At 71.5% G+C, this 24,794-nt stretch carries 22 protein-coding genes; 11 read left to right on the plus strand and 11 right to left on the minus strand.

Annotation, left to right across the window (positions count from 1 at the left end; all coding sequences use genetic code 11):
* Positions 1–146 precede the first annotated feature (146 nt).
* The 3 genes from M8542_RS05960 to M8542_RS05970 are packed head-to-tail and all read left to right on the plus strand — an operon-like array spanning position 147 to position 2,615.
* A complete protein-coding gene (locus M8542_RS05960; RefSeq protein ID WP_257918978.1) occupies positions 147–974 on the plus strand; it encodes a M55 family metallopeptidase in 828 nt (275 codons plus the stop codon).
* Entirely contained in the window at positions 967–2,256 is a 1,290-nt protein-coding gene (locus M8542_RS05965; protein ID WP_257918979.1) for a M20/M25/M40 family metallo-hydrolase, read from the plus strand. Before M8542_RS05960 ends, M8542_RS05965 begins: the two co-directional genes overlap by 8 nt.
* 14 nt (positions 2,257–2,270) lie before the next feature.
* On the plus strand, positions 2,271–2,615 hold the full coding sequence (locus M8542_RS05970; protein WP_257918980.1) for a hypothetical protein: 345 nt from the start codon (positions 2,271–2,273) through the stop codon (positions 2,613–2,615).
* On the opposite strand, the gene M8542_RS05975 is transcribed toward M8542_RS05970, so the two are convergent.
* Positions 2,612–3,550 carry a zinc-binding dehydrogenase gene (locus tag M8542_RS05975; RefSeq protein ID WP_257918981.1) on the minus strand — a complete coding sequence of 313 codons (939 nt, stop codon included), beginning with the start codon at positions 3,548–3,550 and terminating at the stop codon, positions 2,612–2,614. The two genes, M8542_RS05970 and M8542_RS05975, sit on opposite strands and share 4 nt — an antisense overlap.
* Before the next feature lie 54 nt (positions 3,551–3,604).
* Between M8542_RS05975 and M8542_RS05980 the strand changes: the two genes are divergently transcribed.
* Positions 3,605–4,384 (plus strand): AraC family transcriptional regulator, encoded by a 780-nt coding sequence (locus M8542_RS05980; RefSeq protein WP_257918982.1) that lies wholly within the window; start codon positions 3,605–3,607, stop codon positions 4,382–4,384.
* Here the strand turns inward: M8542_RS05980 and M8542_RS05985 are convergent.
* Positions 4,360–5,004 carry a class I SAM-dependent methyltransferase gene (locus M8542_RS05985; RefSeq protein WP_257918983.1) on the minus strand — a complete coding sequence of 215 codons (645 nt, stop codon included), beginning with the start codon at positions 5,002–5,004 and terminating at the stop codon, positions 4,360–4,362. The genes M8542_RS05980 and M8542_RS05985 overlap by 25 nt on opposite strands.
* 42 nt (positions 5,005–5,046) lie before the next feature.
* Entirely contained in the window at positions 5,047–6,669 is a 1,623-nt protein-coding gene (locus tag M8542_RS05990) for a tannase/feruloyl esterase family alpha/beta hydrolase (protein WP_257918984.1), read from the minus strand.
* 146 nt (positions 6,670–6,815) lie between these two features.
* Between M8542_RS05990 and M8542_RS05995 the strand changes: the two genes are divergently transcribed.
* Together M8542_RS05995 and M8542_RS06000 are read left to right on the plus strand one after the other, a co-directional pair.
* Positions 6,816–11,129, plus strand: coding sequence for a GH92 family glycosyl hydrolase (locus M8542_RS05995; RefSeq protein WP_257918985.1), 4,314 nt, complete (start codon positions 6,816–6,818; stop codon positions 11,127–11,129).
* A 58-nt stretch (positions 11,130–11,187) separates the two neighbouring features.
* The gene (locus tag M8542_RS06000) at positions 11,188–11,724 is read left to right on the plus strand and encodes a YciI family protein (protein ID WP_257918986.1); all 537 of its coding nucleotides are present in this window, start codon (positions 11,188–11,190) and stop codon (positions 11,722–11,724) included.
* Between the two features lie 98 nt (positions 11,725–11,822).
* Here M8542_RS06000 and M8542_RS06005 read toward each other — a convergent pair whose 3' ends face one another.
* Positions 11,823–12,578: an alpha/beta fold hydrolase gene (locus M8542_RS06005; protein ID WP_257918987.1), complete on the minus strand. Its 756-nt coding sequence runs from the start codon at positions 12,576–12,578 to the stop codon at positions 11,823–11,825.
* A gap of 61 nt (positions 12,579–12,639) precedes the next feature.
* On the opposite strand from M8542_RS06005, the gene M8542_RS06010 reads away from it, so the two are divergent.
* Together M8542_RS06010 and M8542_RS06015 are read left to right on the plus strand one after the other, a co-directional pair.
* Positions 12,640–15,762, plus strand: a complete 3,123-nt coding sequence (locus M8542_RS06010; protein WP_257918988.1) for a GH92 family glycosyl hydrolase — start codon at positions 12,640–12,642, stop codon at positions 15,760–15,762.
* Positions 15,759–17,840 (plus strand): FUSC family protein, encoded by a 2,082-nt coding sequence (locus M8542_RS06015; protein WP_257918989.1) that lies wholly within the window; start codon positions 15,759–15,761, stop codon positions 17,838–17,840. The genes M8542_RS06010 and M8542_RS06015 overlap by 4 nt, the downstream gene beginning before the upstream one ends.
* A 56-nt stretch (positions 17,841–17,896) precedes the next feature.
* Here the strand turns inward: M8542_RS06015 and M8542_RS06020 are convergent, their stop codons facing one another.
* The 4 genes from M8542_RS06020 to M8542_RS06035 all read right to left on the minus strand — a co-directional run bounded on the left by M8542_RS06020 (position 17,897) and on the right by M8542_RS06035 (position 20,390).
* A complete protein-coding gene (locus M8542_RS06020; protein WP_372508496.1) occupies positions 17,897–18,499 on the minus strand; it encodes a DUF4360 domain-containing protein in 603 nt (200 codons plus the stop codon).
* Positions 18,500–18,769: 270 nt separating this feature from the next.
* Positions 18,770–19,621 (minus strand): TIGR03560 family F420-dependent LLM class oxidoreductase, encoded by an 852-nt coding sequence (locus M8542_RS06025; RefSeq protein ID WP_257918990.1) that lies wholly within the window; start codon positions 19,619–19,621, stop codon positions 18,770–18,772.
* The gene (locus tag M8542_RS06030) at positions 19,618–19,989 is read right to left on the minus strand and encodes a VOC family protein (protein ID WP_257918991.1); all 372 of its coding nucleotides are present in this window, start codon (positions 19,987–19,989) and stop codon (positions 19,618–19,620) included. Before M8542_RS06030 ends, M8542_RS06025 begins: the two co-directional genes overlap by 4 nt.
* Positions 19,986–20,390, minus strand: coding sequence for a nuclear transport factor 2 family protein (locus tag M8542_RS06035; RefSeq protein ID WP_257918992.1), 405 nt, complete (start codon positions 20,388–20,390; stop codon positions 19,986–19,988). Before M8542_RS06035 ends, M8542_RS06030 begins: the two co-directional genes overlap by 4 nt.
* A gap of 95 nt (positions 20,391–20,485) precedes the next feature.
* On the opposite strand from M8542_RS06035, the gene M8542_RS06040 reads away from it, so the two are divergent.
* From M8542_RS06040 to M8542_RS06050, 3 genes are all read left to right on the plus strand, one after another.
* Positions 20,486–20,929 carry a MarR family winged helix-turn-helix transcriptional regulator gene (locus M8542_RS06040; RefSeq protein ID WP_257918993.1) on the plus strand — a complete coding sequence of 148 codons (444 nt, stop codon included), beginning with the start codon at positions 20,486–20,488 and terminating at the stop codon, positions 20,927–20,929.
* Positions 20,930–21,009: 80 nt separating this feature from the next.
* Entirely contained in the window at positions 21,010–22,317 is a 1,308-nt protein-coding gene (locus M8542_RS06045) for a Kelch repeat-containing protein (protein WP_257918994.1), read from the plus strand.
* Between the two features lie 43 nt (positions 22,318–22,360).
* A complete protein-coding gene (locus M8542_RS06050) occupies positions 22,361–23,341 on the plus strand; it encodes a malate dehydrogenase (RefSeq protein ID WP_257918995.1) in 981 nt (326 codons plus the stop codon).
* A 58-nt stretch (positions 23,342–23,399) separates the two neighbouring features.
* On the opposite strand, the gene M8542_RS06055 is transcribed toward M8542_RS06050, so the two are convergent.
* From M8542_RS06055 to M8542_RS06065, 3 genes are read right to left on the minus strand one after another with little or no spacing between them, the layout of a single operon-like run.
* Positions 23,400–23,981: a dihydrofolate reductase family protein gene (locus M8542_RS06055; RefSeq protein ID WP_257918996.1), complete on the minus strand. Its 582-nt coding sequence runs from the start codon at positions 23,979–23,981 to the stop codon at positions 23,400–23,402.
* Entirely contained in the window at positions 23,978–24,442 is a 465-nt protein-coding gene (locus M8542_RS06060; RefSeq protein WP_257918997.1) for an SRPBCC family protein, read from the minus strand. Before M8542_RS06060 ends, M8542_RS06055 begins: the two co-directional genes overlap by 4 nt.
* 2 nt (positions 24,443–24,444) lie before the next feature.
* Entirely contained in the window at positions 24,445–24,786 is a 342-nt protein-coding gene (locus tag M8542_RS06065; RefSeq protein WP_257918998.1) for an ArsR/SmtB family transcription factor, read from the minus strand.
* Positions 24,787–24,794: the final 8 nt, after the last annotated feature.

Raw genomic sequence — 24,794 nt, forward strand, 5'->3', positions numbered from 1 at the left:
CCGGCCCTCGCGCGGTGCGTGCCACAGCTACGAAAGCCATCCGGCCGTGGCTGTGGTCGGGTTGGTAACCAGCGGCAGAGTATCGATCGAGTTCGATGACGCACCGTGATCGCGAGGGCGCGGGCGGGCTGGTTAGAGTGCCGGGCATGCGCATCATGGTCTCGGCGGACATGGAGGGCGCCACCGGCGTCACCTGGACCGACGACGTCGTGCCCGGTTCGCCGCAGTGGGACCGCTTCAGGCGGCTGTTCACCGGTGACGTCAACGCGGTGCTGGCCGGGCTGTGCGAGGCCGGGGCGAGCGACGTGCTGGTGAACGAGGCGCACTCCTCGCAGCGGAACCTGCTGCTGGAGGACCTCGACCCGCGGGCGCGGATGCTCACGGGGCGCCACAAGCCGCTGTCGATGATGCAGGGTGTCGACTCCGGTGTGGACGGTGTGGTGTTCCTCGGCTACCACGCCGGCGCCGGGTTCGACGGGGTGCTTTCCCACACCTACCTGGAGAACCAGATCACCGGGGTGTGGCTGGACGACGTCCCGGCGAGCGAGGGCCGGCTCAACGCGGCGATGGCCGCGGAGTACGGCGTACCGGTGTTGCTCGTTTCGGGTGACGACAAAACGTGTGACGACGCCCGCGACTACTCCCCGGAGGCGGAGCTGGTCCAGGTGAAGGAGTGCGTGAGCCGGTACGCGGCGATCTGCCTGCCCCCGGCCCGCACGGCGGAGCTGCTCACCGGCGCGGCGGCGGACTCGATGGCGCGGGCCGGGCGGGAGGAACGCCAGGTCGGGACGCACCGGATCGAGGTGGAGTTCGACGCGAGCCACCTCGCGCAGGCCACGGCGGTGATCCCGACGGTCGAGCAGATCGGCACCCGCCGAGTCGGGTTCGACGCGCCGAACATGACCGAGGCGATGAAGTGTTTCAAGGTCGTCACGGCGATCGCGGCGGGGGCGGTGCAGGGCATCTATGGCTGACGTCGTCGAGCTATGCGCGGACCTGATCCGGTTCGACACGACCAACCGCGGCGGCAACGACGCCCGTCCGGAGCGCCCGGCGGCGGAGTACGTCGCCGCGTTCCTGGACGGCCTCGGCATCCCGTCGCGGATCCTGGAGGCGGCGCCCGGGCGGGCCAGCGTGATCGCGCGCGTGCCGGGAACCGACCCGTCGCTACCGGCGCTGCTGGTGCAGGGGCACCTCGACGTCGTGCCCGCGGACGCGGCGGACTGGTCGGTGGACCCGTTCGCCGGCGAGGTCCGCGACGGCTGCCTGTGGGGCCGCGGCGCGACGGACATGAAGGACTTCGTGGCGATGGTGCTGGCCGCGCTGGCCGGCGGCCTGCGACCGCGGCGCGAGCTGGTGCTGGCGTTCGTGGCGGACGAGGAGGACCGCGGCGAGTGGGGCGCGCACTGGCTGGTGGCCGAGCACCCCGAGCTGTTCGAAGGGTGTGTCGCGGCGATCAGCGAGTCCGGTGGCTACACCTACCACGTCCCGGCGGCCGACGGCCGGAACGTGCACCTGTACCCGGTCGGCACGGCCGAACGCGGCACGGCCCACCTGCGGCTGACCGCCCGCGGCCGGGCCGGGCACGGGTCTCGCCCGAACGAGGAGAACGCCGTCACCCGGTTGGTGGGCGCGTTGCACCGGATTGCCGCGCATCGCTGGCCGGTGACGCTGACCCCGGCGGTGCGGGCGTTCCTGGAGCGGACCGGCGAGGCGCTGGGCGTGCCGGTGGACCTGTCCGATGTGGACGCGATGGTGGCGGCGCTGGGCCTGGCCGGTTCGCTGGTGCTGCCGACGATCCGCACCAGCACCACCCCGACGATGCTCGACGCGGGGTACAAGGTGAACGTGATCCCCTCGACGGCGACCGCGCAGGTGGACGTGCGGGTGCTGCCGGGCACCGAAGACGAGCTGTTCGCGGCGCTGGACGAGCTGCTCGGCGAGGGCGTGACGCGCGAGTTCGTCGCGCACCAGCCGCCGGTGCAGGCCCCGGTGGACTCGCCGTGGTTCGCTTCGATGGCCGCGGCGCTGCGGGCGGAGGATCCGGAAGCGGTCGTCGTGCCGTATTGCCTCGGGGGCGGGACGGACGCCAAGGCGTTCGCGCAGCTGGGGATCGACAACTACGGGTTCGCGCCGCTGTGGCTCCCGAAGGGGTTCCCGTACCGGGCGATGGCGCACGGGGTGGACGAGCGGGTGCCGGTGGAGGGTTTGCACTTCGGGACCCGGGTGCTGTCCCGGTTCCTGGCGGAGTGTTGAGGAACGTCGAGCCGGTGCCCCGTCGTCGACTTCGCCCACATCAGGTGTGGCTGATCGGCGTCCCGCTCAACCTGCTGCTGGCCATCCCGTGCGCCTACCCGGTCGCGTTCGCGATGCTGGGGGCGCAGGTCCTCGGGTGGGAGCTCGGGTGGGGCACGGCCGATCCCACCGTGGTCGACGACGGCGCGGGTTTCGCGATCGGCCTCGGCCTGGTCTCGATGGTGTTCGCCGGGCTGGTCGTGTTCGGCCTGAACGCGCTGTTCGCTTTCCGGGCACCACAGCTCAAGGCGGGCCGTTACTGGCTCGTGGCGGCGCTGCTGGTCGTGGTGCCCGGGGTCCTCTACTGGACTAACCGCTAGTCGAAGCGCACGACGAGTTTCCCGGCCGCCCGGTCGTCCTCCATGTACTGGTGGGCCTCGGCGATGTCTTCGAGGCGGAAGACCCGGTCGACGTTGGGCCGGTACACGCCGGCCTCGACTTCGCGGACTACCCGCTGCAGCACGGCGTTTCCCGCGCTGCCCTTGAGGGTGTCGCTGTGGAAGGCCGTCAGCTTGGTGCCGGACGGGATGTTCGCGATCGGCTCGAAGCCGGGGATGAGCCAGCCGCTCAAGGAGCCCGCCACGCACACCGTGCCGCCGGGGCGGACCTGGCGCAGGGAGTCGACGACGGTGTCGGCGCCGACCAGGTCCAGCACGTAGTCCGGTGTGCCGTCGGGGACGACGTGGTGGACTCCGGCCGCCGTGAGGGCCCCGTGCTTGGCCGGGTTTCGGGTGGTGGCGGTGACGTCGAGGCCGTGCCCGGCGGCGATCGACGCCGCGGCCAGGCCCACCGACGACGTCCCGCCGCGGATCAGCAGCCGGCCGCCCGGGGTGATGCCCAGCGTGTCGAGGGCGCCTTGCGCGGTCAGGTACGTCTCGGGCAGCGCGGCCAGCGTCTCCCAGGCCAGGGTGGTGGTGATCGGCATCAGCAGCGGGCTCGGCAGCAGCGCGTACTCGGCATACCCGCCGTCGAAGGCGCGGCCCATCTCCCCCATCACCGCCGCCACGGTGGTGCCTTCCGGCACGTCTCCCGAGGCCTCGACCGTGCCCACGCACTCGATGCCGAGCACGCGCGGGAACCGCACGCTCGGGGAATGTCCTTGCCGGGTCCGCAGTTCCGAGCGGTTCAGGCCCGCGCCCCGCACCCGGACCAGGCTCCAGCCGTCGCGGACCGCCGGCACCGGCAGTTCGCGGATCTCCAGCACTTCGGGGCCGCCGGCCCGGACGCAGACCGCCGCTCGCATCGTCTTGCTCATGCGTCCACTCTCACCGGGCCGGTGGCGGGCCGACCACCGGTAACATGCCAGGTTATGCCCATCGGCCGCCAATCCGAGCCGACGTCGAGGCTGTGGCCGACCGGCGGCGCCCACCTGTGGCCCTCGGGTGGCACGAGCCCGACGGATGCCCACGAGCGGGGACACCTCGTGTACGCCGCTCGTGGGGTGCTGTCCGTGCACACCGAACGGGGTACCTCGATCGTGCCGGCGAACCGGGTCGCCTGGACGCCCGCCGGGTGCCCCCACCGGCACCGCGCGCACGGCGACACCGACATGCGGATCGTGTTCCTGCCGCCGTCGCTGGCCCGGCTCGTCCCGGCGCACCCGGCGGTGTTCGTCGCCTCCGGCCTCGCCCGGGAGGTGCTGCTCGCCCTGACCGGTCCCGACGAGCCCGGGAAGGCCGCGAGCGCGCGGCTGCGCCGGGTCCTCGTCGACCAGCTGAGTGACGCCCGCGAGCAGCCGCTGCACCTGCCCGAACCGCGCGACGACCGGCTGCGGGCGCTCGCCCGGGTGCTCTACGACAACCCGGGCGACACGACCCCGCTGGCCGGGCTCGGCCAGGCGATCGGCGCCGGCGCGCGGACGCTGAGCCGGCTCTTCCACGACGAGCTGGGCATGACCTTCTACGAGTGGCGCACCCAGCTACGCCTCTGCCACGCGCTGATGCTGCTGGCCGAAGGCCACGACACCAGCCACGTCGCGCACGCCTGCGGCTGGTCCAACCCGAGCCAGTTCATCGCGGCGTTCCGTGCGGTCCTGGGCACCACGCCCGGCCGGTACCGCGCGGGTCAGCGGGTGAAGGTCGCCCAGTAGCGGCTGCCGTCGCGGATGGTCTCCAGGCTCGTCACCGTGACGCCGTCCTGGGCGACCAACTCGATCTCGGCGCGGCTGAACGGCCACGGCGGGCCCTGCCACGTCGCGACATCGGTGCTCTCCTCGGCGACTTCGGAGACGAGCAAGGTGCCGCCCGGGGCGAGGAACCCCGCCACCGACGCGATCGCCGTGGTGCGGAAGTCGCGGGGCATGGCCTGGATGTTGATGATCTCCACGACCAGGTCGAAGGCGTGGCGCCACTCCCCTGGCGGCTTCAGCAGGTCGGCGACCACGTAGTCCACTGTGGACTCCGGGAAGCGGGCGCGGGCGGCGGTGACCGCGGTCGGGGCGACGTCGAACGCCGTCACCGCCCAGCCGGCCCCGGCCAGCAGCTCCGGGTCGTCGCCGTGGGCACTGCCGACGACCAGCGCGCGGCGGCCGTCGCCGGGGTGGGCGCCGGCCCACGCGACCAGGTCGGCGTTGGGTTCGCCGCGCGTCCACGGCACGACGGCGTCGCCCTGCTCGGCGGCGGTGTAGAGCTGGTCGAACCACCGGGTGGGGTCGCCGTCGGCGAGGGAGGCGCGGGACAGGGTGCGGTCGGCGGGCTCCGGTGTCGTCATGATCGTGACCTTAGCGACGACCCCGGAGCCGCGTGACCGCTTTTACCGCGCGACCGGCCCCGAGAGCACGTAGAGCCCGTCGCCGGCCCAGTCGACGACGTCGTGCGGTGCTGACTTCGGCGGCGCCGGGCGGAAGTTGGCGGCGTCGTCGATGCTGCCGGTGCCGTCGTAGACCGCGCGCTGCGGGTAGGTGAACACCGGCCGGGTGCGGGTGACGTTCCCGGCCCCGTCACGGCCGGTGGCGGTCACCGCGGTGGGGGTGGTGCCGCGTTCGACCCAGGCGACCAGTTCGCGCAGCGGGTCGAACTCGGTGAGCGTCGTGCCGCCGCCGCAGTGCTTGAGCGACGGGACCATGAACAGCCGCGCGAAGTCCTGCGGGCGGCCGTGGGTGAGGCGCTGGTAGTAGTCGAGAGTGCCGGCCGGGGGGATGGCCTGGTCGGCGAAGCCGTGCCAGAGCACGAGCTTGCCGCCGCGGCGCTGGAACGCCGAGAGGTCGAGGCTCAGCGCGTTGTAGCGGGCGCCGACCGGGGTGAGCCGGTCGAACTCGCCGCGGGTGAAGGCGAAGTCGTCGACCTTCGCCGCCGGGGCGTCGATCGGGTAGCCGAGGTAACGCAGGTAGTTGTCGGCGAGGCTGCGGGCGAAGGAGACGCCGCCGGTCTCCGGCGTCGGGACGATCCAGCCGGCCCAGGCCAGTTCGGAGCCGGGTTGCTGGCCGCCCGGGTAGAGCAGGGTGCCGCGGGCGTCGGTGGGTGGCGCGTAGAGCTTGCGGACCACGCCCACCTGCGCGGGGGTGAGGCAGGCCGGGGTGTCGGGGCCGGCGCAGGTCAGCGTCGCGGGGTCGAAGTGGCAGGCACGCGGGTCGTCGAGCTGGCCGTCGGCGAGGCCGTCGAGGCGGTCGCAGGCGGCGACGACGGCGTTGTGCAGGGCGGACAGTTTCGCGGCGGTGAGGACGGGGCTGCCGTCGGCGCCGGCGTTCACCCGCGCGAGCCAGGTCTGGTAGACGCCGAGCAGCGGTCCCCAGTAGCCCGCGGGGGCGCCGGCGACGACGCCGTCGAAGTCGGCCGGGTAGCGCTGGGCGAGCAGGAGGCCTTCGCGGCCGCCGTCGGAGCAGCCGGTGAAGTAGGACTTGCGGGGTGGGGCGCCGTAGAACGCCTGGATGATCGCCTTCGAGGCGCGCGAGACGACGTGCGGGGCGCGGAATTCGAAGTCGTTGCGGGCGGCTTGGTCGTGTTCGCCCCAGCTGCCGTCGTCGACGACGGCGGGGGTGCGGCCGATGTGGCCGTCGTCGGTGGCGGCCACCGCGACGTCGCCGCCGTGGGGCAGGCCGCAGTCGGCGAAGGCGGGCGGGGTGAGCACGCCGCAGTAGGCACCGCAGCCGTACTGCAGGTAGCGCCCGGCGTAGGTCTTGGTGGGCAGGCGCAGCTCGAAGCGGACGGCGGGCTCGACGTAGCCCTGGACGCCGCAGTACTCGGGGCCGTCGCCGGTGACGACGGTGGCCGCGGTGACGTGGGTGGCGGCGCCCGGGAGGGTGAACCCGCGGACCAGGTCGGCGCAGGTGGTGACCGGCCGGACGGCGGATCCGGCGGGAGCGGCCTCCGCCGGCGCGGATCCGGTGGTGGCGAGCAGGAGTGTGGCCAAGGCGGCGAAGATCCGGAATGGTCGCATCGGTTCGGAGTTCCCCTCGGTTGTCCAGTTCTGGCCAGGTTTGCCGACCGGTCTTGACATCGATGTCACCCGCGCGTTTCGCTCTCTGGGCGCCGCCGGTCCCCCTGCCGTCGGTCCCCGTTCACCCTCCAGAGCTTGGAGCAACGATGCCCCGAAGCGCCAGACCGCCGGTTGCTCTCTTGGTGACCGCCGCTGTGGTCGCCGCCGGCCTGGTCGCCCTCCCCGCGGCCTCGGCCGCCGCCGAAGACGAAGCCCTGCCCGCCGACTTCTCCTCCTCCTTCGAGGCCGGTGACGTCCAGCCGACCTGGACCGATGCGGTCGACACCGACGCGGCGGGCAAGCCGCGCGCGTTCGGCGTCAACGGCGCGAACGGCACCGCCATCCCCGGTGACATCCGCGGCAAGGTCACCGAAAGTAGCGCAACCAGCGAGAACACCGACGGCGGCGAAGTGGTGTCGAACCTCTTCGACGGCACCACCGACACGAAGTGGCTGTCCTGGGACCCGACGGCGTCGGCTCAGGTCACGCTGTCCGAGCCGACGTCGATCACGCACTACGCGCTCTCCTCGGCCAACGACTTCGACGAGCGCGACCCCAAGGACTGGACGCTGCAGGGCTCCAACGACGCGAGCGCGTGGACGGACCTGGACAAGCAGACCGACCAGGCCTTCACCGCGCGGTTCCAGCAGAAGGACTACAAGCTGGCCGCCCCGAGCGCGGCGTTCAAGTACTACCGGCTCGACGTCACGCGCAACAACGGCGGCCCGATCCTGCAGCTCTCGGAGCTGCTGCTGGCCAACGACGACCCGGCGCCGCCGCCGCTGCCGAACATGCGCAGCTTCGTCGACTCCGGCCCGACCAGCGGTTACACGAACAAGAACCGGGTCGGCTTCACCGGCCTGAAGGCGTTCCGCTACTCGGGCAGCCAGACCGCGACCGGCCACGGCTGGTCCTACAACAAGATCTTCGACGTCGACGTCCCGGTCGTCGCCTCGACCGAGCTTTCGTACAAGGTGCAGCCGCAGTTCATCACCGGCGACCTGAAGTACCCGAGCACGAACGTCGCGATCGACCTGGCCTTCACCGACGGCACCTACCTGCGCAACCTCGGCGCGACCGACCAGTACGGCTTCCCGCTGACCCCGGAGGGCCAGGGCGCCTCGAAGGTGCTCTACGCCAACCAGTGGAACCTGGTGCGCTCGGCGATCGGGCAGGTCGCCAAGGGCAAGACGATCGACCGCATCCTGGTCGGCTACGACAACCCGAACGGCCCGGGCTCGCTGCAGGGCTGGCTCGACGACGTGAAGGTGTCGGCGACCCCGACGCCGCCCGCGAGCATCCGCCCGAGTGACAACGTGGTCACGACGCGGGGCACGATGGCCAACAGCACGTTCTCCCGGGGCAACAACTTCCCGGCGACGGCGGTGCCGCACGGGTTCAACTTCTGGACCCCGGTCACCGACGCCGGCTCGGGCAGCTGGCTCTACAACTACAGCACCCAGAACAACGCGCAGAACCTCCCGCAGCTGCAGGCGTTCAGCGTGAGCCACGAGCCGAGCCCGTGGATGGGTGACCGGCAGGCGTTCCAGGTGATGCCGTCCGCGGCCGCCGGGGTGCCGGACGCCAACCGCGACAAGCGGGCGCTGGCGTTCAAGCACAGCGACGAGGTCGCGCGGGCGCACTACTACGGTGTGCAGTTCCAGAACGGGATCAAGACGGAGATCACGCCGACCGACCACGCGGCGATGATGAAGTTCACCTTCCCGGGCGCGGACTCGAGCCTGATCTTCGACAGCGTCAACAACTCCGCCGGGCTCACCCTCGACCCCGCCACCGGCACGCTCTCGGGCTACACCGAGACCAACGTGTACGCGGGTGCGGGCCGGATGTTCGTCTACGCGACGTTCGACAAGCCGGTCACCGCGGGCGGCAAGCTCACCGGGCAGGGCCGCGACAACGTCACCGGCTACCTGCGGTTCAACGCCGGCGCCGACAAGACGGTGAACATGCGGATCGCGACGTCGCTGATCAGCGTCGAGCAGGCGAAGAAGAACCTCGCCATGGAGATCGCCCCCGCCGCGACGTTCGACACCGTGCGTGACGCGGCGCAGAAGGCGTGGGACGACCAGCTCAAGGTGATCGAGGTCGAGGGCGCGTCGAAGGACCAGCTCACGACGCTCTACTCGAACCTCTACCGGCTGTTCCTCTACCCGAACACCCAGGCGGAGAACACCGGCACCGCCGACAAGCCCGCGTACAAGTACGCGAGCCCCGTCTCGCCCAAGACCGGCACGGACACCGCGACCCAGACCGGGTCGAAGGTGGTCGACGGCCAGATGTACGTCAACAACGGATTCTGGGACACCTACCGGACGACGTGGCCGGCGTACTCGCTGCTGACGCCGGACGTGGCCGGGAAGATGGTCGACGGGTTCGTGCAGCAGTACCGCGACGGCGGCTGGATCGCGCGCTGGTCCTCCCCCGGCTACGCGGACCTGATGACCGGCACGAGCTCCGACGTCGCGTTCGCCGACGCCTACCTCAAGGGCGTCCGCAATTTCGACGTGAAGTCGGCTTACGACGCGGCGGTCAAGAACGCCACGGTCACCCCGCCGAACTCGGCGGTCGGGCGCAAGGGCCTGGACCAGGGCATCTTCCTCGGCTACACGCCCAACACCGCCAGCGAGGGCTTCTCGTGGGCGATCGAGGGCTACGTCAACGACTTCGGCATCGCGAACCTGTCGAAGAAGCTGGCCGACGAAGCCGCGCCGAACGACCCGCGCAAGGCGGAGTACCAGGAGAACTACGAGTACTTCACCAGCCGCGCCCAGCAGTACGTGAACCTGTTCGACCCGAGCGTCGGGTTCTTCCAGGGCAAGGACGCGAACGGCAAGTTCACCAAGACCAAGGACCAGTACGACCCGCGCTCGTGGGGCGGGGACTACACCGAGACCGACGGCTGGGGCATGGCGTTCACCGTGCCGCAGGACGGCAAGGGCCTGGCCAACCTCTACGGCGGTCAGGCGGGCCTGGCGAACAAGCTGGACCAGTTCTTCGCCGACCAGGAGACCGCCAACTTCCCGGGTTCCTACGGGGGCGTGATCCACGAGATGCGGGAGGCGCGGGACGTGCGGATGGGCCAGTACGGCCACTCCAACCAGCCGGCGCACCACCTGCTCTACATGTACGACTACGCGGGTCAGCCCTCGAAGACCCAGGCGAAGGTCCGTGAGGCGCTCTCGCGGCTCTACAACGGCGCCGAGATCGGCCAGGGTTACGCGGGCGACGAGGACAACGGCGAGATGTCCGCGTGGTACATCTTCAGCGCGCTGGGCTTCTACCCGCTGCAGATGGGCAGCCCGAACTACGCGATCGGGTCGCCGCTGTTCAAGAAGGCCACGATCCACCTGGCCGGCGGCAAGAACCTCGTGATCAACGCGCCGAAGAACAGCGCGAAGAACGTCTACGTCCAGGGCGTGAAGGTCAACGGCAAGGCGTACTCCTCGACGTCGCTGCCGCAGGACACCATCGCTCGCGGCGGGGTCATCGACTTCGACATGGGCCCGAACCCCTCGAACTGGGGCACCGGCCCGAACGACGCGCCGAAGTCGATCACCACGGGTGACGCGGTGGCGACACCGCTGCACGACGAGACCGGCGCGGGCAAGGGCACGCTGTCCACTTCGGACGGCTCCAACGCCGCCGCGCTGCTCGACAACACCTCGCGCACCCAGGCCGCCGTCACCGGCGCCCTGCAGTACCAGCTCAACAACACCGACGAGGCCGTCACGCACTACACGCTGACGTCCCAGACCGGTGCGGGTGACCCGAAGAGCTGGACGCTGAAGGGTTCCTACGACGGCAAGACCTGGGCGGTGGCCGACCAGCAGACGAACCAGGCGTTCAGCTGGCGGCAGCAGACCCGCGCGTTCAAGGTGGCCAACCCGGCGCACTACGCCTACTACAAGCTCGAAGTGACCGCGACCAGCACCGGCGCCCCGGCGCAGCTGGCCGAGTTCGAGCTGCTGGGCAAGCCGGACGCCTCCTGCACCCAGACGATCACGGGTGAGCGCAAGGGGCCGCTGTCGGTCTCGTCGGGCACGGTGTGCCTGCAGGACGCGACGGTGTCGGGTCCGGTGACGGTGTCCGGCGGCGCGTCGCTGGTCGTCCGCGGCGGTTCGATCAACGGACCACTCGCGGCGACCGGCGCGGGCCAGGTCGTGCTGAACCGCACGAAGGTCGGCGGTCCGGTGGCGATCACCGGGACGACCGGCACGGTGTCGATCGAGCTGACGAACGTCGGCGGCCCGGTCGCGCTGACCGGCAACCACGGGCCGGTGCTGACCTCGAGCACGGTCGGCGGCCCGCTGGCGTGTGCGGCGAACTCGCCGGCGCCGACGGATTACGACCTGCCGAACACCGTCCGCGGCCCGGCCGCGGGGCAGTGTGCGAAGATCTAGTCCCGTAGTTCAGTGGATGCCCTCCCCGCCGGCCCGGCGGGGAGGGCATCCTCGCGTCATGGAGTTCTTCTGCTACCACCGGGACCGGCCGGGTTCGGCTGCCCTGCGCCAGGAGCTGCTCGAAGCGCACTGGTCCTACATGGACCGGTTCCCGGGCATGATCGCGCGCGGCCCGACGTTCGACGGCGACGTCCCGACGGGCAGTGTGCACGTGCTGGACCTGCCGGACGTGGCGGCGGCGCGGGCGTTCGCGTTCGAGGAGCCCGGCTACCAGGCCGGCGCGTACCGGGACGTGCTGCTGCGCCGCTGGCACAACACGCTGGGCCGCACGATGTGGGACTTCCCGGGTGGGCGGACCGGCGGTGACCGGTACCTGGTCCTCGGGTTCGGGTCGGGCTCGCCGGTCGAGGTCGAGGGCGCGCACGACGAGCTGATCGCGTGCGGGCCACTGCTGTCGGACGACGGTGCGGCGTGGCTGGGGACGGCGGTGCTGCTGCGGGCGCCGGACGCCGACGCCGCGCGGGGCGTCCTGGCGCCGGGGCGGTATGCCGGGGTCGAGGTCCACCGTTGGCAGTTCGGCGGCCGCCCGAGCTGAGCCGCTCCGGTCGGTTGGCGTGCTCGGAAGGCCGGTAGGCGTGCTCGGGGGGTCGGTTGGCGTGCCTGGGCGGTCGGCTCGCGTACCTGGCGGGTCGGTCAGGGGCGGCGGAGTTCGGCCAGTGTCGTGGCGAGGGCGGGCGCGAAGGCGTCCACATCGGACTCGAAGCCGTGGTGGCCGCCGGGGAAGCGGGTGTAGCGGCAGGCCAGGTGCTCGGCCTGGACCCGCGCCGCCTGGTCGTGGCACGTGTCGCGGCTCTTCTCGCCCGCCGCCGTGACCACCGGGATGCCGCTGCGGCGGACCGCGTCCAGGTCCGGGGTGTAGAGCGCCATCGCCAGGAACTCGCGGGCCAGGAACGCGTCGGCCTCGGCCTGGTCGGCGAAGTCGGCCGGGTCGATGTCGGTCAGGGCCAGTGCCGCCGCGGTGCCGCGGCGGGCGTGGGTGGCGTGGACTTCGCGGGCGTGCGAGAGCCACTTCGGCGCGTCCGGCAGGAGCGTGATCGTCGGCGCTTCGTGCACGACCAGCTCGGTGACCAGGTCCGGCAGGTGGGCGGCCAGCTCGAACGCCACCGAGCCGCCGCCGCCCTGGCCGAACACCGCGGCGCGGGGTGCGCGGGGGCGGGCGGCGTGGATGATCGCCGCGGTGTCGCGGGCCTGCTGGCCCATGTCGAAGCCGGTGGCGCGGCGTTGCCGGTCGTAGGTGAGCACCGCGTGGCTGCCGGCGAGCCGTTCGGCGAGGCGGGTGTAGCGGGCGCCGTCGCCGCCGCGGCCGGCGATCAGCACCAGCAGCGGGCCTTCGCCGCGCAGTTCGTAGCGCAGTTCGGCACCCTCGTGCCGGACGGTGTGCGTGCTCAAAACCGGGCACCTCCCCCGCGTCGAGCCCACGCTACGCCGTTCGGCCGTTTACGGTGGGCGCATGTCCGACGGCGTGTTCTTCTCCTCCTTCGAAACCGGTGACCCGCAGCCGGTGGATCCCGCGCTGCGGGTGGGCAGCGGACCGGACCGCGCCCCCGCGGCCAAGGCGGGCGTCGGCTTCACCGGTGTCAAGGCGCTGCGCTACACCGAGCGGCCGCGCAGTGTCCTGTTCGAACTCGACGCACCCGTCACCGGGGACACCGAGCTGTCCTATGTGGTCTTCCCGGAGGCCGACGGCGAGGTCCCGGCCTACCACGCGACGCGGGTCAGCCTCGACGTCGAGTTCGCCGACGGCACGTCGGCCGGGTTCGCGCCGGTCGACGACAAGACGCTGTGGGTGGACCAGTGGAACCTCGTGCGCCGCCGGCTGGGGGCGTTCGCCGGGCGCCGGATCGCCCGGCTCGTGCTGCGCACCGACGCGCCCGGGGCGATCGCCGGGTGGGTCGACGACGTCCGCGTCGCCGAGCGCCCCGAGCCGGTACGCGACCCGGTCGACTGCGTCCGCACGACCCGCGGCACGCACTCCAGCGGCGAGTTCTCCCGGGGCAACAACTTCCCGGCCACGGCGGTGCCGCACGGGTTCAACTTCTGGACCCCGGTCACCGACGCCGGCGTGACCAACTGGATCTACTCCTACCACCGCCACAACGACGCGCAGAACCGCCCGGCGCTGCAGGCCATCGCCCTGAGCCACCAGCCGAGCCCGTGGATGGGCGACCGCCACACCTTCCACGTCATGCCCGGCACCGGCCCGGTCGAGCCGCACCGCCGCAAGCGCGCCCTCGCTTTCTCCCACGACGACGAGACCGGCTCGCCGCACCACTACGGGGTCCGGTTCGCCAACGGCATGACCGCCGACCTCGCGCCGACGTCGCACGCGGCGATCATGCGGTTCACCTTCCCGGCCAAGCACGGCTGGCTGCTGTTCGACAACGTCCGCAACCGCGGCCGGCTGCGGATCAACGCCGACACCGGTGAGATCAGCGGCTACACCCGGGTCCGCAGCCGGCTGTCGGCGGGCGCGCGCCGCATGTTCGTCTACGGCGTCACCGACGCGCCGGCCACCCGCGGGGCGAAGGTCCGCCGGCCGCCGTGGCGGCGCGTCGCGGGGTACTTCGAGTTCGACGGTCCCGACGCGACACTGCGGATCGCGACGTCGCTGATCAGCCTGGCTCAGGCCAAGCGCAACCTGGAGCTGGAGATCCCGGCCGGGACGACGTTCGAGCAGGTCCGGGACCAGGCGCGGGAGCTGTGGCAGGAGCAGCTCGGCCGGATCGAGGTGGAAGGCGCCACCGAAGACCAGCGGACCACGCTCTACTCGAACCTCTACCGGCTGTTCCTGTACCCGAACGCCGCGCACGAGAACACCCCGGACGGGATCCGGCACGCCAGCCCGGTGGTCCGGCGGCGGTGGCCGAGCACCCGCCGCCGCACCGGGGCGAAGGTGGTCGACGGCGAGCTGTACGTCAACAACGGCTTCTGGGACACCTACCGCACCACCTGGCCCGCGTACGCCCTGTTCACCCCGGAACACTGCGGCCGGATGATCGACGGGTTCGTGCAGCAGTACCGCGAGGGCGGCTGGATCTCCCGGTGGTCGTCGCCGGGGTACGCGGACCTGATGACCGGCACCAGCTCCGACGTCGCGTTCGCCGACGCCTACCTCAAGGGCGTCCGCGACTTCGACGTCGAGGCCGCCTACGACGCCGCGCTGAAGAACGCCACCGTCACCCCGCCGCACCGCTCGGTCGGACGCAAGGGCCTCGAGGAGTCGATCTTCCTCGGCTACACCCCCGCGTCGGTCCACGAAGGACTGTCGTGGACGCTGGAAGGCTGCGTCAACGACTTCGGCCTCGCCAACTTCTCGGCCGCACTTTCACGTGAAAGTGCCGGGTCGCGGGCGCGGATGTACGGCGAGTACGCCGCCTACTTCCGGGAACGCGCGAAGCACTACGTGCACCACTTCGACCCGAAGATCGGCTTCTTCCAGGGCCGCCACCGCGACGGGCGCCGCAAGTTCGGTCCCGAGGGCTACGACCCGGCCGCGTGGGGTGGCGACTTCGTCGAGACCAACGCCTGGAACACCGCCTTCACCGCACCCCACGACGGGCCCGGCCTCGCCGCCCTGCACGGCGGCCACGCCGGCCTCGAGGCCAAGCTCGACGAGTTCTTCGCGACCCCGGAGACCGGCCGCCGCCCCGGGGCCTACGGCGGGCTGATCCACGAGATGACCGAAGCCCGCGACGTCCGCATGGGCCAGTACGGCCACTCCAACCAGCCCTCCCACCACATCCCCTACGTCTACAACCTCGCCGGCGCGCCCGCGAAGGCCCAGCGCGTGGTGCGGGAGGTGCTGCGGCGGCTCTACCTCGGCAGCGACCTCGGCCAGGGCTACCCCGGCGACGAGGACAACGGCGAGATGTCCGCGTGGTGGGTGTTCAGCGCGCTGGGGTTCTACCCGCTGGCCGTCGGCAGCCCGCGCTACGCGATCGGGTCACCGCTGTTCGAAAAGGCGACCGTGCACCTGGGCGAGGGCCGGAAGCTCGTCATCAGCGCCCCCGGCAACACCGACGAGACCGTCTACGTCCGCGGCCTCACCGTCGACGGCGCACCGCACGAGGCCACCACGATCTCCCACGCCACGCTCGCCCGCGGCGCCGAGCTCGTCTTCGACCTCACCACCGAACCCACCGAGTGGGGCGCCCCGCCGCCACCCGCCGAAACCCCGGCCCCCCTCTCCGACCTCGCCGGCACCGCCACCAGCGAAGCCGCGAAGAGCGTCGACGCGCTGTTCGACGACACCACCCGCACCCAGGTCACCTTCAGGACCGCCACGCCGTCGATCGAGTTCACCGTCACCGGCGAACCCCGCGACGTCACGATGTACACGCTCACCTCCGGCGCCCACCGCGGCGACCCGAGCGCATGGGTCCTCGAAGGCTCCGACGACGGCGAAGCGTGGACCACCTTGGACGAACGGCGGGACGAGCTGTTCCGCTGGCGCCGGCAGACCCGGCCCTTCGTGCTCGCCACCCCGGCGGCACACTCGCGGTACCGGCTGCGGGTCACCGCGACCCGCGGCCGTCGCGCCACCCTCGCCCAGTGGGAGCTGCTCGCCCGATGAACCACTTCCGCACCGCCGCCCTCGACCGGCTGGCGGCGGCCGACCCCGGGCTGGTCCGGCTGCGGCTGGCCGGCTCCGCCGTCCTCGGCATCATCCTGGCCGTGGCCGCGCTGCTGCCCGCGCACCTGCCGCTGACGGTCATGCTGGTCGGCGCCGTCGCCGCGATGATGACCGCGTTCACCGTCAACGACCCCACCCCCGGCGGGCAGGCCGGGACGCTGGTGCTGGCGTTGCTGACCGGGGCGGCGTCGATCACCGTCGCGAGCCTCGGGTCCGCGTTGCCGCCACTGGACAGCGTCGTGTTCGTGCTGCTGATCTTCGTGGCGGTCTACGCCCAGCGCTTCGGCGCCCGCGGCACCGCGCTCGGCTCGATCGGCTTCTTCCTGTTCTTCTTCCCGATGTTCCTGCAGGCCCACCTGGCCCAGGTGCCGCAGCTGCTGGTGGCGCTCACGGTGGGGGTGCTGGCCAACGCCGTGGTCCGGTTCGTCCTGCTGCGGCACAACGCCGAGGCCGAGTTCCTGCGCGTGCGCCGGGCCTTCCGCGCCCGGCTCGGCGCGGTCGTGCGCGCCACCGAGGCCTACCTCGCCGTCAACGGCAGCGAGCGCACCCGCAAGCAGCTGCGCTCGGCGCTCAGCCGGCTCCACGAGTGCGTCCTGCTGATCGAGGACGCCGCACCCGACGTCGTCGACGCCCGTGCCGCCGACCGGCTGCGCCGCCGCGCCATCGAAGTCGAGCTCGCCGTGCAGTGGCTGGCCAGCACCGTCCAGCGCACCTGCTCCGACGAGCTGACCACCGAGGTCCGTGACGACCTCATCGCCCGGCTGGCCCGCTTCCGCGCCCTGATGGAACGCGACCCGCGTGAGCTCCCGCTGATCAGCCAGACCGGCGAGTACAGCCGGATGCTCGTCGAAGGCAGCCGCATCGACTCCCACGCCACGCCCGGCGACGGCGTCCGCAAGGCACTGGCCGAGCTGGCGCTGGCCGACGACCGCGCCCAGCGCGCCGCCGCGCCCGAGTCCACAGTGGATTCCGTCGAGGAGGACGACGAGGAGCCGACGCCGGCGTTCGCCTACGACAACCGCACGCGCAGCGCCATCCAGGCCGTCGTCGGCGGCGGGCTCGCCGTGCTCGGCGGCGAGCTGGTCTCCCACCAGCGCTGGTACTGGGCGGTGCTCACGGTGTTCGTCGTGTTCATCGGCGCCTCCAGCGCCGGCGCCACCTTCGTCAAGGGCGTCCGCCGCCTCGGCGGCACCCTGATCGGCATCCTCGGCGGTGTTCTGCTCTCGTTGCTGGTCTCCGGCAACACCCCGGCGACGCTCGCGCTGATCCTGGTGTGCGTGTTCGGGATGGTCTACACCGCCCGCGTGTCCCAGGTGGTGATGGCCTTCTTCATCACCAGCATGCTCGGGCTGCTCTACAGCATGCTCGGCACGTTCAGCGTCGAGGTGCTCTGGATCCGGGTGGCCGAGACGGCGGTGGGCGCCGCGGCCGGCATCCTCGCCGCGGTCGTCATCGTCCCGGTCCGCACCCGCTCGGTCATGCTCGACGACATCACCGCCGTGCTCGACGAGCTCGAGGAGTTCCTCGAGCACACCCGGGACCTCCTCGCCGGCGAGGAGAACGTCAACGTCATCGAGCTCTCCCGCGACCTCGACCGCGCCGTCGAACAGGTCCGCACCACCATCGAGCCGCTGACCCACCCGGTGAACCTGCGCAGTGCGCGGCGCGACTACGGCTGGCACGTGCTCACCACGCTGGAGACCATCGCCTTCCGGGCCCGCCACGTCGCCGCCCGCGCCCAGCCCGGGATGCTCGCCGGCCCCGACGCCGACCGCCTGCGCCTGTTCACCGGCCGGCTGCTGGCCAACATCGACGTGCTGCGCAAAGCACTCGACGCGCCGGGTGGCCCCACACCCGGCACGCTCGTGCGCGACGACGGCACCCCGGTCTCCGACCGCGTCGAGCAGGCCGAAACCCGGGCCGTCCTCTCCAGCCTCAGCCACCTCGACGAGGCCCTCGTCTCCCTCGGCCGGGTCTTCGACGTCCAGGCCACCGATCCGCGGACCCGGGTGAAGTAGACCGGCCGGGGCGGCGCGCCGGCGAGCCGCGCCGCCCCTCTCTCACCGTTTTCCGCTCACGGGCAGGACAACCACGCGAAGTGGTACACCGTGGTGATGCTGCCGTCGGTCGAGTCCATCGTGACGAAGCTCGTCGTCTTCTTCGGATCCGACGTCCCGGCCGCGGCCCGCAATTCCGTGTTGATATTCAAATTGCGTTCCTCGCCGCACGGCTTGAACACGATCGCGCCGACCTCGGTGGAATCCGTGAAATGCCAGTCGTCTTCGAACGGACCGGTCAGCGGGTGCTGGACGTACGCCGTCGGAGAATTACCCTGGAAATAGTAGTTCGCCCTTTCCAGGCCGGTCGCGCCCCGTTCCAGGTGCGCGAAACCGCGGTAGTCGGCCTGCGCGATTCCGTAGGTGAACCCCTGCGGGACGTGCACCCGCAGGCCGATCTGGCAGTTCTTCCTGGCGTCCAGCGGACCGGCGCCGACCCCGACCAGCGCCGTGTAGGTGCTGTAGGTCACGGTGAATGCCGTGTTGTCCTCGGAGACCGCGACGGCCGACGTGCCGGCCGGACAGCCCGTTCCATTGGCGTTCACGACGTCGATGACGATTTTGTCGGGCGGCGGAGGAGTGTTCCACGAATGCGGGGTGACCACAGAGGACAGCGCCATTACGGCAGCAACGACCGCAGACAGCATCGGAATCCTTCCCAATACATTCACATTGGGGACGGGGGCGTCGACCATGGTAGCGAAAGGATCATGGAAGCAAACCCCGCTGAACGGAGCAACGCGGCGTAGCCGTCCCACCACGCGGCAATACTCACGTTCCGACAAATCCCGGATATGCCATTCCCGGCGGTCGCGATAAATGATTGAGGAAAACGATTTCGCGCCCCGGGTACGCCCGTCGCGCGCGACGATCACCCCCGCGTCGTCCGGTCAGTCCAGTTGCCCGGCCACGCGCCCCAGCGTCTCGATCCCGCTCACCGGCCACGGCCCGGCGGTGATCACGACCGCGTGCTCGATGCCCCACTCCGCGAACTCCGCGCAGCGGCGCGCGAACTCCCCCGCCGGCTCACCCGGCGCCAGCCGCGTGCTGATCGTCTTCTCGATCTCGGCGTAGGGCCGCCCGATCTCCTCGCAGTGGCGCGCCAGCACGGCCAGCTTGTGCCGCACGGTCTTGCCGCCGTCGGGGACGTCGAAGACGTTGCACGCGTCGGCGTAGCGCGCCACCAGCCGCAGGGTCTTGCGTTCCCCGGCGCCGCCGATGAGCACCTTCGGCCGCCGCACCGGCAGCGGATTCCCGATCGGACGGTCGAGGCGGTAGTGCGCGCCCTCGAACGGCGACTCGTCCCCCGCCCACATCCGCAGCGCCAGCCGGATGGTCTCCTCCAGCCGCTCGAAGCGCTCGCCGACCGGGGGAAACGGCAGGCCCATGGCTCGCGCCTCGCCGTCGTGGTGGCCGGTGCCGATGCCGAAGCGGGCGCGGCCGCCGGAGAGGACGTCGAGGGTCGTGACGGCCTTGATCAGCAGCGCCGGCGGCCGGAACGTCACCGCCGAGACCATCGTGCCGAGCCCAAGCCTGCGGGTGCGGGCGGCGAGGAACCCCAGCGTCGTGTACGCCTCGAGCATCGCCGAGTCCGGGGTGCTGTTCGGGTCGGCCTGCAGCAGGTGATCGGCCACCCACAGGGTGTCCAGGCCGGCGTCCTCGGCCGCGGTGGCGACGGCCGCGAGCTCATCGGTGAGCCGGTCGGGCCAGGAGAAGTCGGTGACCCCGATGCTGAGCTTCACGACTGCCCCTTCGTCAGCAGCTCCATGTTGTGGCCGTCGGGGTCGGCGAAGTAGACGCCGCGGCCGCCGCCGGTGCCGCCGATCTCGCCGGGCCGCTCGTGGAACGGGTCGGCCCAGTAGGTGAGGCCGGCCTCGGCGATGCGGGCCAGCGCGGCGTCGAACTCGGCTTCGCCGACCAGGAACGCGTAGTGCTGCGTCGTGACGTGCTCGACCCGCAGGTAGTCGAGCGTGACGCCGTTGGCCAGCCGGATGGGCACGAAGGGCCCGTCGACCGGTTCGGTCGCCAGGCCGAGGATCCCGGCCAGGAACTCCGCCGACCGCTCCCGGTCGGTGACGCACACGATCGTGTGATTCAGTTCGACGCTCATCGCGGGTCACCCGCCGGGGCGAACGGCGGCGGGCCGCCGATCGCGCTCAGGTGGATGCCGGCCAGCCGCCAGTGGTCGTCCTCGCGCACCAGCACGTGGGTGGCGCGGAACCGGCCGTTCGCCGGGGTGCCCTGGTGCCGCGCGATCTGGTCGTGCACGCCGATCGCGATGGCGGTGTCGCCGAAGCCGCGGACCTCGACCTCGGCCCAGTCCAGCTTTTCGGTGACCAGCGCGCCGCTGCGGTAGCGGGCGAGCCACTGGTCGCGGTCCAGGACGAACCCGAGCGGGCCGACCAGGCGGAAGCCCTCGACGGTCAGCCCGGCCAGGACCTCGGTGTCGCCACGCTCTTCGGCCGCGGCCCAGACCCGGCCGAACTCGCGAACCTGCTCTTCGGTGCTCATCGTGCTCCCCTTCCGTTCGATGAGCACAACGTTAGATGTCTAACCATTAGATGTCAAACGCTTAGATCCCTCGGCTTCTGCGGTACGGTCCACCCGTGCCTCCACCACCGACCACCCCCATCGGCGTCGTCCTCGCCCGCACCGCCAAGACCGCCGGCCGCGCCTTCGACGCCGCCCTCGCCGCCGAGGGCGGCTCCCAGCCCATCTGGCAGATCCTCATCTCCCTCAAGACCAAGCCCGTCGCCAACCAGCGCGAACTCGCCGACGCCGTCGGCATCCAGGGCGCCACCCTCACCCACCACCTCAACGGCATGGAAACCACCGGCCTGGTCACCCGCCGCCGCGACCCCGACAACCGCCGCGTCCACCTCGTCGAGCTCACCGAACACGGCGAGCAGCTCTTCCACCGCCTCGCCACCGCCGCCATCGCCCACGACCAGCGCATGCGCACCGGCCTCTCCGCAACCGAGGTCGCCCAGCTCGCCGACCTCCTGCACCGGCTCGCCGCCAACGTCACCGACGACCCGTCCGCCCGATAGAACCCGCTACCCCGCCCCGGAAGACCGCCCTTCGGGCAACCGCTTGACGATCATTTCCCGCGGCCGCGATGGTCGGGATCATGACCGCACAGACCGCACCCCCGGCCACCACCACCGGCTGGACCCGCACCGGCGACCTGCCCTGGCCCCGCGCCTGGGACCACCTCCAAGAAGGCCCCGTCCTCCTCCACGACGGCCGCGTCCTCGCCGCCGGCGGCGGCGACAGCCGCGGCGCCCAGACCTTCGCCGACACCGCCCTCTACGACCCCGCCACCGGCCAGTGGACCGGCACCGGCCCGCTCACCACCAGCCGTCGCGGCCACACCCTCACCACCCTCGACGACGGAAGGGTCCTCGCCGTCGGCGGCGGCCACGGCCACCCGACCAGCCGGCCCTGGGCCCAAGCCACCGCCGAGCTCTACGACCCGGCCACCGGCACCTGGACCCCCACCGGCTCACTGCACCAGAGCCGCCTCGTCCACTCCGCCACCCTCCTGCCCGACGGCCGCGTCCTCGTCGCCGGCGGATCCACCGACCAGCCCCCGCACTTCGCCGACCTCACCACCGCCACCGCCGAGCTCTACGACCCCGCCACCGGCACCTGGACCCCCGCCGCCCCGATGCTCCACGCCCGCGCCGCCTTCCCCGCGGTCCTCACCCCCGACGGCCACGTCATGGCCATCGGCGGCAGCATCGACACCGGCAGCGACGTCGCCGGCATCACCTTCTGCGAGACCTACGACCCCGCCACCGACCAGTGGACCCCCACCGACCCCATCGGCACCCCCACTCAAGGCAGCAACAGCGGACTCGCCCGCGTCAACGCCCAAGCCGTCCCCCTCGACGACGGCTCGATCCTGCTCACCGGCGGCCACCAAGGCGGCCCCTTCCTGTGGGCCTTCTCCCCCTTCAGCCTCAGCGACACCGAACGCTTCGACCCCACCACCCGCCGCGGGGCCCCCGCCGCCCCCATGGGCATCGGCCGCGACCAGCACCGCCTGATCAAGCTCGGCTCCGGCCACGTCCTCGCCATCGGCGGCCTCGAATACGGCGGCTTCGACACCGGCTACCAGCACTCCGAGACCTACGACCCCGCCACCGGCCACTGGGGCCCACGCACCGGCCTGACCGTCCCCCGCGCCCGCTTCGGCGCCGTCCGCCTCGCCGACGACCGCGTCCTCATCGCCGGCGGCGCCGCCCAGCTCGCCGGCGCCAGCCCCACCGGCGACGACATCCTCATCACCAGCACCGATCTGTTCAGCTCCCCATCGATACCCCAATTTTTCGGGGGTCCGGGTGGCGGAGCCCCCGGCCCCGGGGGCGGAGCCCCCGGTTGTCACAGCGAGAGTGACTGGACGCACCCGGACGGCGACCACGAGGAGGGATAGGCTCCAGGCACTAGCCAAAGTCGTCTCAAGCTGGAGTACCGCAATGACCCAAGCCCCTGTCAACGTGACCGTCACCGGCGCCGCCGGTCAGATCGGCTACGCGCTGCTCTTCCGCATCGCATCCGGTCAGCTGCTCGGCCAGGACGTCCCGGTGAAGCTGCGGCTCCTCGAGATCCCGCAGGCGGTCAAGGCGGCCGAGGGCACCGCCATGGAGCTCGACGACGGCGCGTTCCCGCTCCTGTCCGGCATCGACATCTTCGACGACCCCAAGCAGGCCTTCGAAGGCGCCAACATCGCCCTCCTCGTCGGCGCCCGCCCCCGCAGCAAGGGCATGGAGCGCGGCGACCTCCTCGAAGCCAACGGCGGCATCTTCAAGCCCCAGGGCGAGGCCATCAACGCCGGCGCCGCCGACGACATCAAGGTCCTCGTGGTCGGCAACCCCGCCAACACCAACGCCCTCATCGCCAAGTCGCACGCCCCCGACGTGCCGGCCGACCGCTTCACCGCGATGACCCGCCTCGACCACAACCGCGCGCTCGCCCAGCTCTCCAAGAAGCTCGGCGTCCCCGTCACCGAACTCAAGAAGCTCGCCATCTGGGGCAACCACTCCGCCACCCAGTACCCCTCGGTCCAGCACGCCGAGGTCGGCGGCAAGGCCGTCGAGGTCGACCAGGCCTGGCTCGAGAGCGACTTCATCCCCACCGTCGCCAAGCGCGGCGCCGCCATCATCGAGGCCCGCGGCCTCTCCTCCGCCGCCTCGGCCGCCTCCGCCGCCATCGACCACGTCTACACCTGGGTCAACGGCACCCCCGCCGGCGACTGGACGTCCGCGGGCGTCGTCTCCGACGGCTCCTACGGCGTCGCCGAAGGCATCATCTCGTCGTTCCCGGTCACCGCCAAGGACGGCAAGTACGAGATCGTCCAGGGCCTCGAGATCGACGACTTCTCCCGCGCCCGCATCGACGCCTCGGTCGCCGAGCTCGTCGAGGAGCGCGACACCGTGCAGAAGCTCGGCCTCATCTGAGCCCGACACACGCACCCGCTGGGGCCACCGTCCAACCAGGACGGTGGCCCCAGCGCCGTCAAGCGCTCTTCAGCGGCCCAGCGACCCGGTACGTGCTCAGCAGCACACCCGACGGCGTCGGCGTCGTCCCCGCGAACTCCAACGTCTGCCCCGGCGTGCCCGCCGCGAACAACCGCTTGCCCGTGCCCACCAGCACCGGGTACACGACCAGCACCACCTCGTCCGCGAGCCCGTGCTCGAGCAACGCCGACGTCAGCGTCGAACTGCCCGTCACCACCAGCCCCGGCCCTTCCTGCGCCTTGATCGCCCGCACCCCCTCGACGAGATCCGGCCCGACCCCCTCCGCCGGCCCCCAGCCGAGATCCTCCGGGCGGTGCGTGACGACGTACTTCTTCGCCGCGTTGAGCCGATCCGCCATCGGCACACCCGACACCGTCGGCCAGAACCCCGCGAAGATGTCGTAAGTCCGCCGCCCCAACAGCAGGTCGAACCGCTCACCGTGCGCCGACAACATCAGCTCCGCACCCGCCGGCGTCCGGTACGGCCCGGTCCAGTCGGTGGACGGGAACCCGTCCCCGTCCACCGAGTTCTGGATCACACCGTCGAGCGACACGTGTTCGATGATCTTGAGCGTTCTCATCCCGCCAGCACCTCGTCCAGTTGGGGCATCGCGGCCCGCAGGCCCGCCTCCATGCCCGGAATCGTCGCTTCCATCGCCGCCACACTCGAAAACCGCGTCACACTCGTCATCCGCGAACCCGCCGCCGTCGTCTCGAAGACGAACGTCATCGCCATCGGCAGCTCCTCCGTGTCACCGTCGCCGTCCTCCGCTGCGAACGAGTCGATCGGGTCCACCGCCGTGAACCTCCAGGAGCCACTCCACTTCTCCCCGTCCGGCCCCGACAGGAAGTACTCCGCACGCCCACCGACCCGGAAGTCGTGGTGCGTGAACGTCGCCGGCGCGAACGGCGGCCCCCAGAACCGCTCCAGCTGCCGCGGATCCGCCCACGCCTCCCACAACCGGCGCTGGGACACCGGGAAGTCGGCCACCAACGTCAGCGTCAGCTGTTCGGGATCCTTGGTCACGGAGGTGACGGGCATCGTCAGTCTTCTTTCGTCAGCAGGACATCATCGAGCTGCGCCACCCGCTGGCGCCAAAGGGTTTCGAAGGAGTCGAGCAGCTCACCGGCCCGCCGGATCCGTTCCCGGTCCGTCGAAACCAGCTGAGCGCGGCCGTTCGCGCGCTTGTGGATCAGGCCCGCCCGCTCGAGCACCGCGACGTGCTTCTGCACAGCGGCGAAACTCATCTCGTAGTGCGCGGCCAGATCCGACACCGACGGCGTCTCCGCGATCGACCGCTTGAGGATGTCGCGACGCGTGCCGTCGGCCAGAGCGCGGAAGAGCTGGTTGAGCGACTCCTCACTCTCGTTCTCAAGTACAACCATGTGGTTGT

The organism is Amycolatopsis iheyensis, from assembly GCF_024703995.1.
GTDB lineage: Bacteria > Actinomycetota > Actinomycetes > Mycobacteriales > Pseudonocardiaceae > Amycolatopsis > Amycolatopsis iheyensis.

What these genes read in the sequence shown, in the direction of transcription:
- M8542_RS06030 (WP_257918991.1), bottom strand. Translation starts at nt 19,989, where the DNA reads ATGAGCGTCGAACTGAATCACACGATCGTGTGCGTCACCGACCGGGAG.
- M8542_RS06020 (WP_372508496.1), bottom strand. Translation starts at nt 18,499, where the DNA reads ATGGCGCTGTCCTCTGTGGTCACCCCGCATTCGTGGAACACTCCTCCG.
- M8542_RS05960 (WP_257918978.1), top strand. Translation starts at nt 147, where the DNA reads ATGCGCATCATGGTCTCGGCGGACATGGAGGGCGCCACCGGCGTCACC.
- M8542_RS06050 (WP_257918995.1), top strand. Translation starts at nt 22,361, where the DNA reads ATGACCCAAGCCCCTGTCAACGTGACCGTCACCGGCGCCGCCGGTCAG.
- M8542_RS05985 (WP_257918983.1), bottom strand. Translation starts at nt 5,004, where the DNA reads ATGACGACACCGGAGCCCGCCGACCGCACCCTGTCCCGCGCCTCCCTC.
- M8542_RS06065 (WP_257918998.1), bottom strand. Translation starts at nt 24,786, where the DNA reads ATGGTTGTACTTGAGAACGAGAGTGAGGAGTCGCTCAACCAGCTCTTC.
- M8542_RS05975 (WP_257918981.1), bottom strand. Translation starts at nt 3,550, where the DNA reads ATGAGCAAGACGATGCGAGCGGCGGTCTGCGTCCGGGCCGGCGGCCCC.
- M8542_RS05990 (WP_257918984.1), bottom strand. Translation starts at nt 6,669, where the DNA reads ATGCGACCATTCCGGATCTTCGCCGCCTTGGCCACACTCCTGCTCGCC.
- M8542_RS05980 (WP_257918982.1), top strand. Translation starts at nt 3,605, where the DNA reads ATGCCCATCGGCCGCCAATCCGAGCCGACGTCGAGGCTGTGGCCGACC.
- M8542_RS06000 (WP_257918986.1), top strand. Translation starts at nt 11,188, where the DNA reads ATGGAGTTCTTCTGCTACCACCGGGACCGGCCGGGTTCGGCTGCCCTG.
- M8542_RS06055 (WP_257918996.1), bottom strand. Translation starts at nt 23,981, where the DNA reads ATGAGAACGCTCAAGATCATCGAACACGTGTCGCTCGACGGTGTGATC.
- M8542_RS06015 (WP_257918989.1), top strand. Translation starts at nt 15,759, where the DNA reads ATGAACCACTTCCGCACCGCCGCCCTCGACCGGCTGGCGGCGGCCGAC.
- M8542_RS06035 (WP_257918992.1), bottom strand. Translation starts at nt 20,390, where the DNA reads ATGAGCACCGAAGAGCAGGTTCGCGAGTTCGGCCGGGTCTGGGCCGCG.
- M8542_RS06045 (WP_257918994.1), top strand. Translation starts at nt 21,010, where the DNA reads ATGACCGCACAGACCGCACCCCCGGCCACCACCACCGGCTGGACCCGC.
- M8542_RS05965 (WP_257918979.1), top strand. Translation starts at nt 967, where the DNA reads ATGGCTGACGTCGTCGAGCTATGCGCGGACCTGATCCGGTTCGACACG.
- M8542_RS05995 (WP_257918985.1), top strand. Translation starts at nt 6,816, where the DNA reads ATGCCCCGAAGCGCCAGACCGCCGGTTGCTCTCTTGGTGACCGCCGCT.
- M8542_RS06010 (WP_257918988.1), top strand. Translation starts at nt 12,640, where the DNA reads ATGTCCGACGGCGTGTTCTTCTCCTCCTTCGAAACCGGTGACCCGCAG.
- M8542_RS06060 (WP_257918997.1), bottom strand. Translation starts at nt 24,442, where the DNA reads ATGCCCGTCACCTCCGTGACCAAGGATCCCGAACAGCTGACGCTGACG.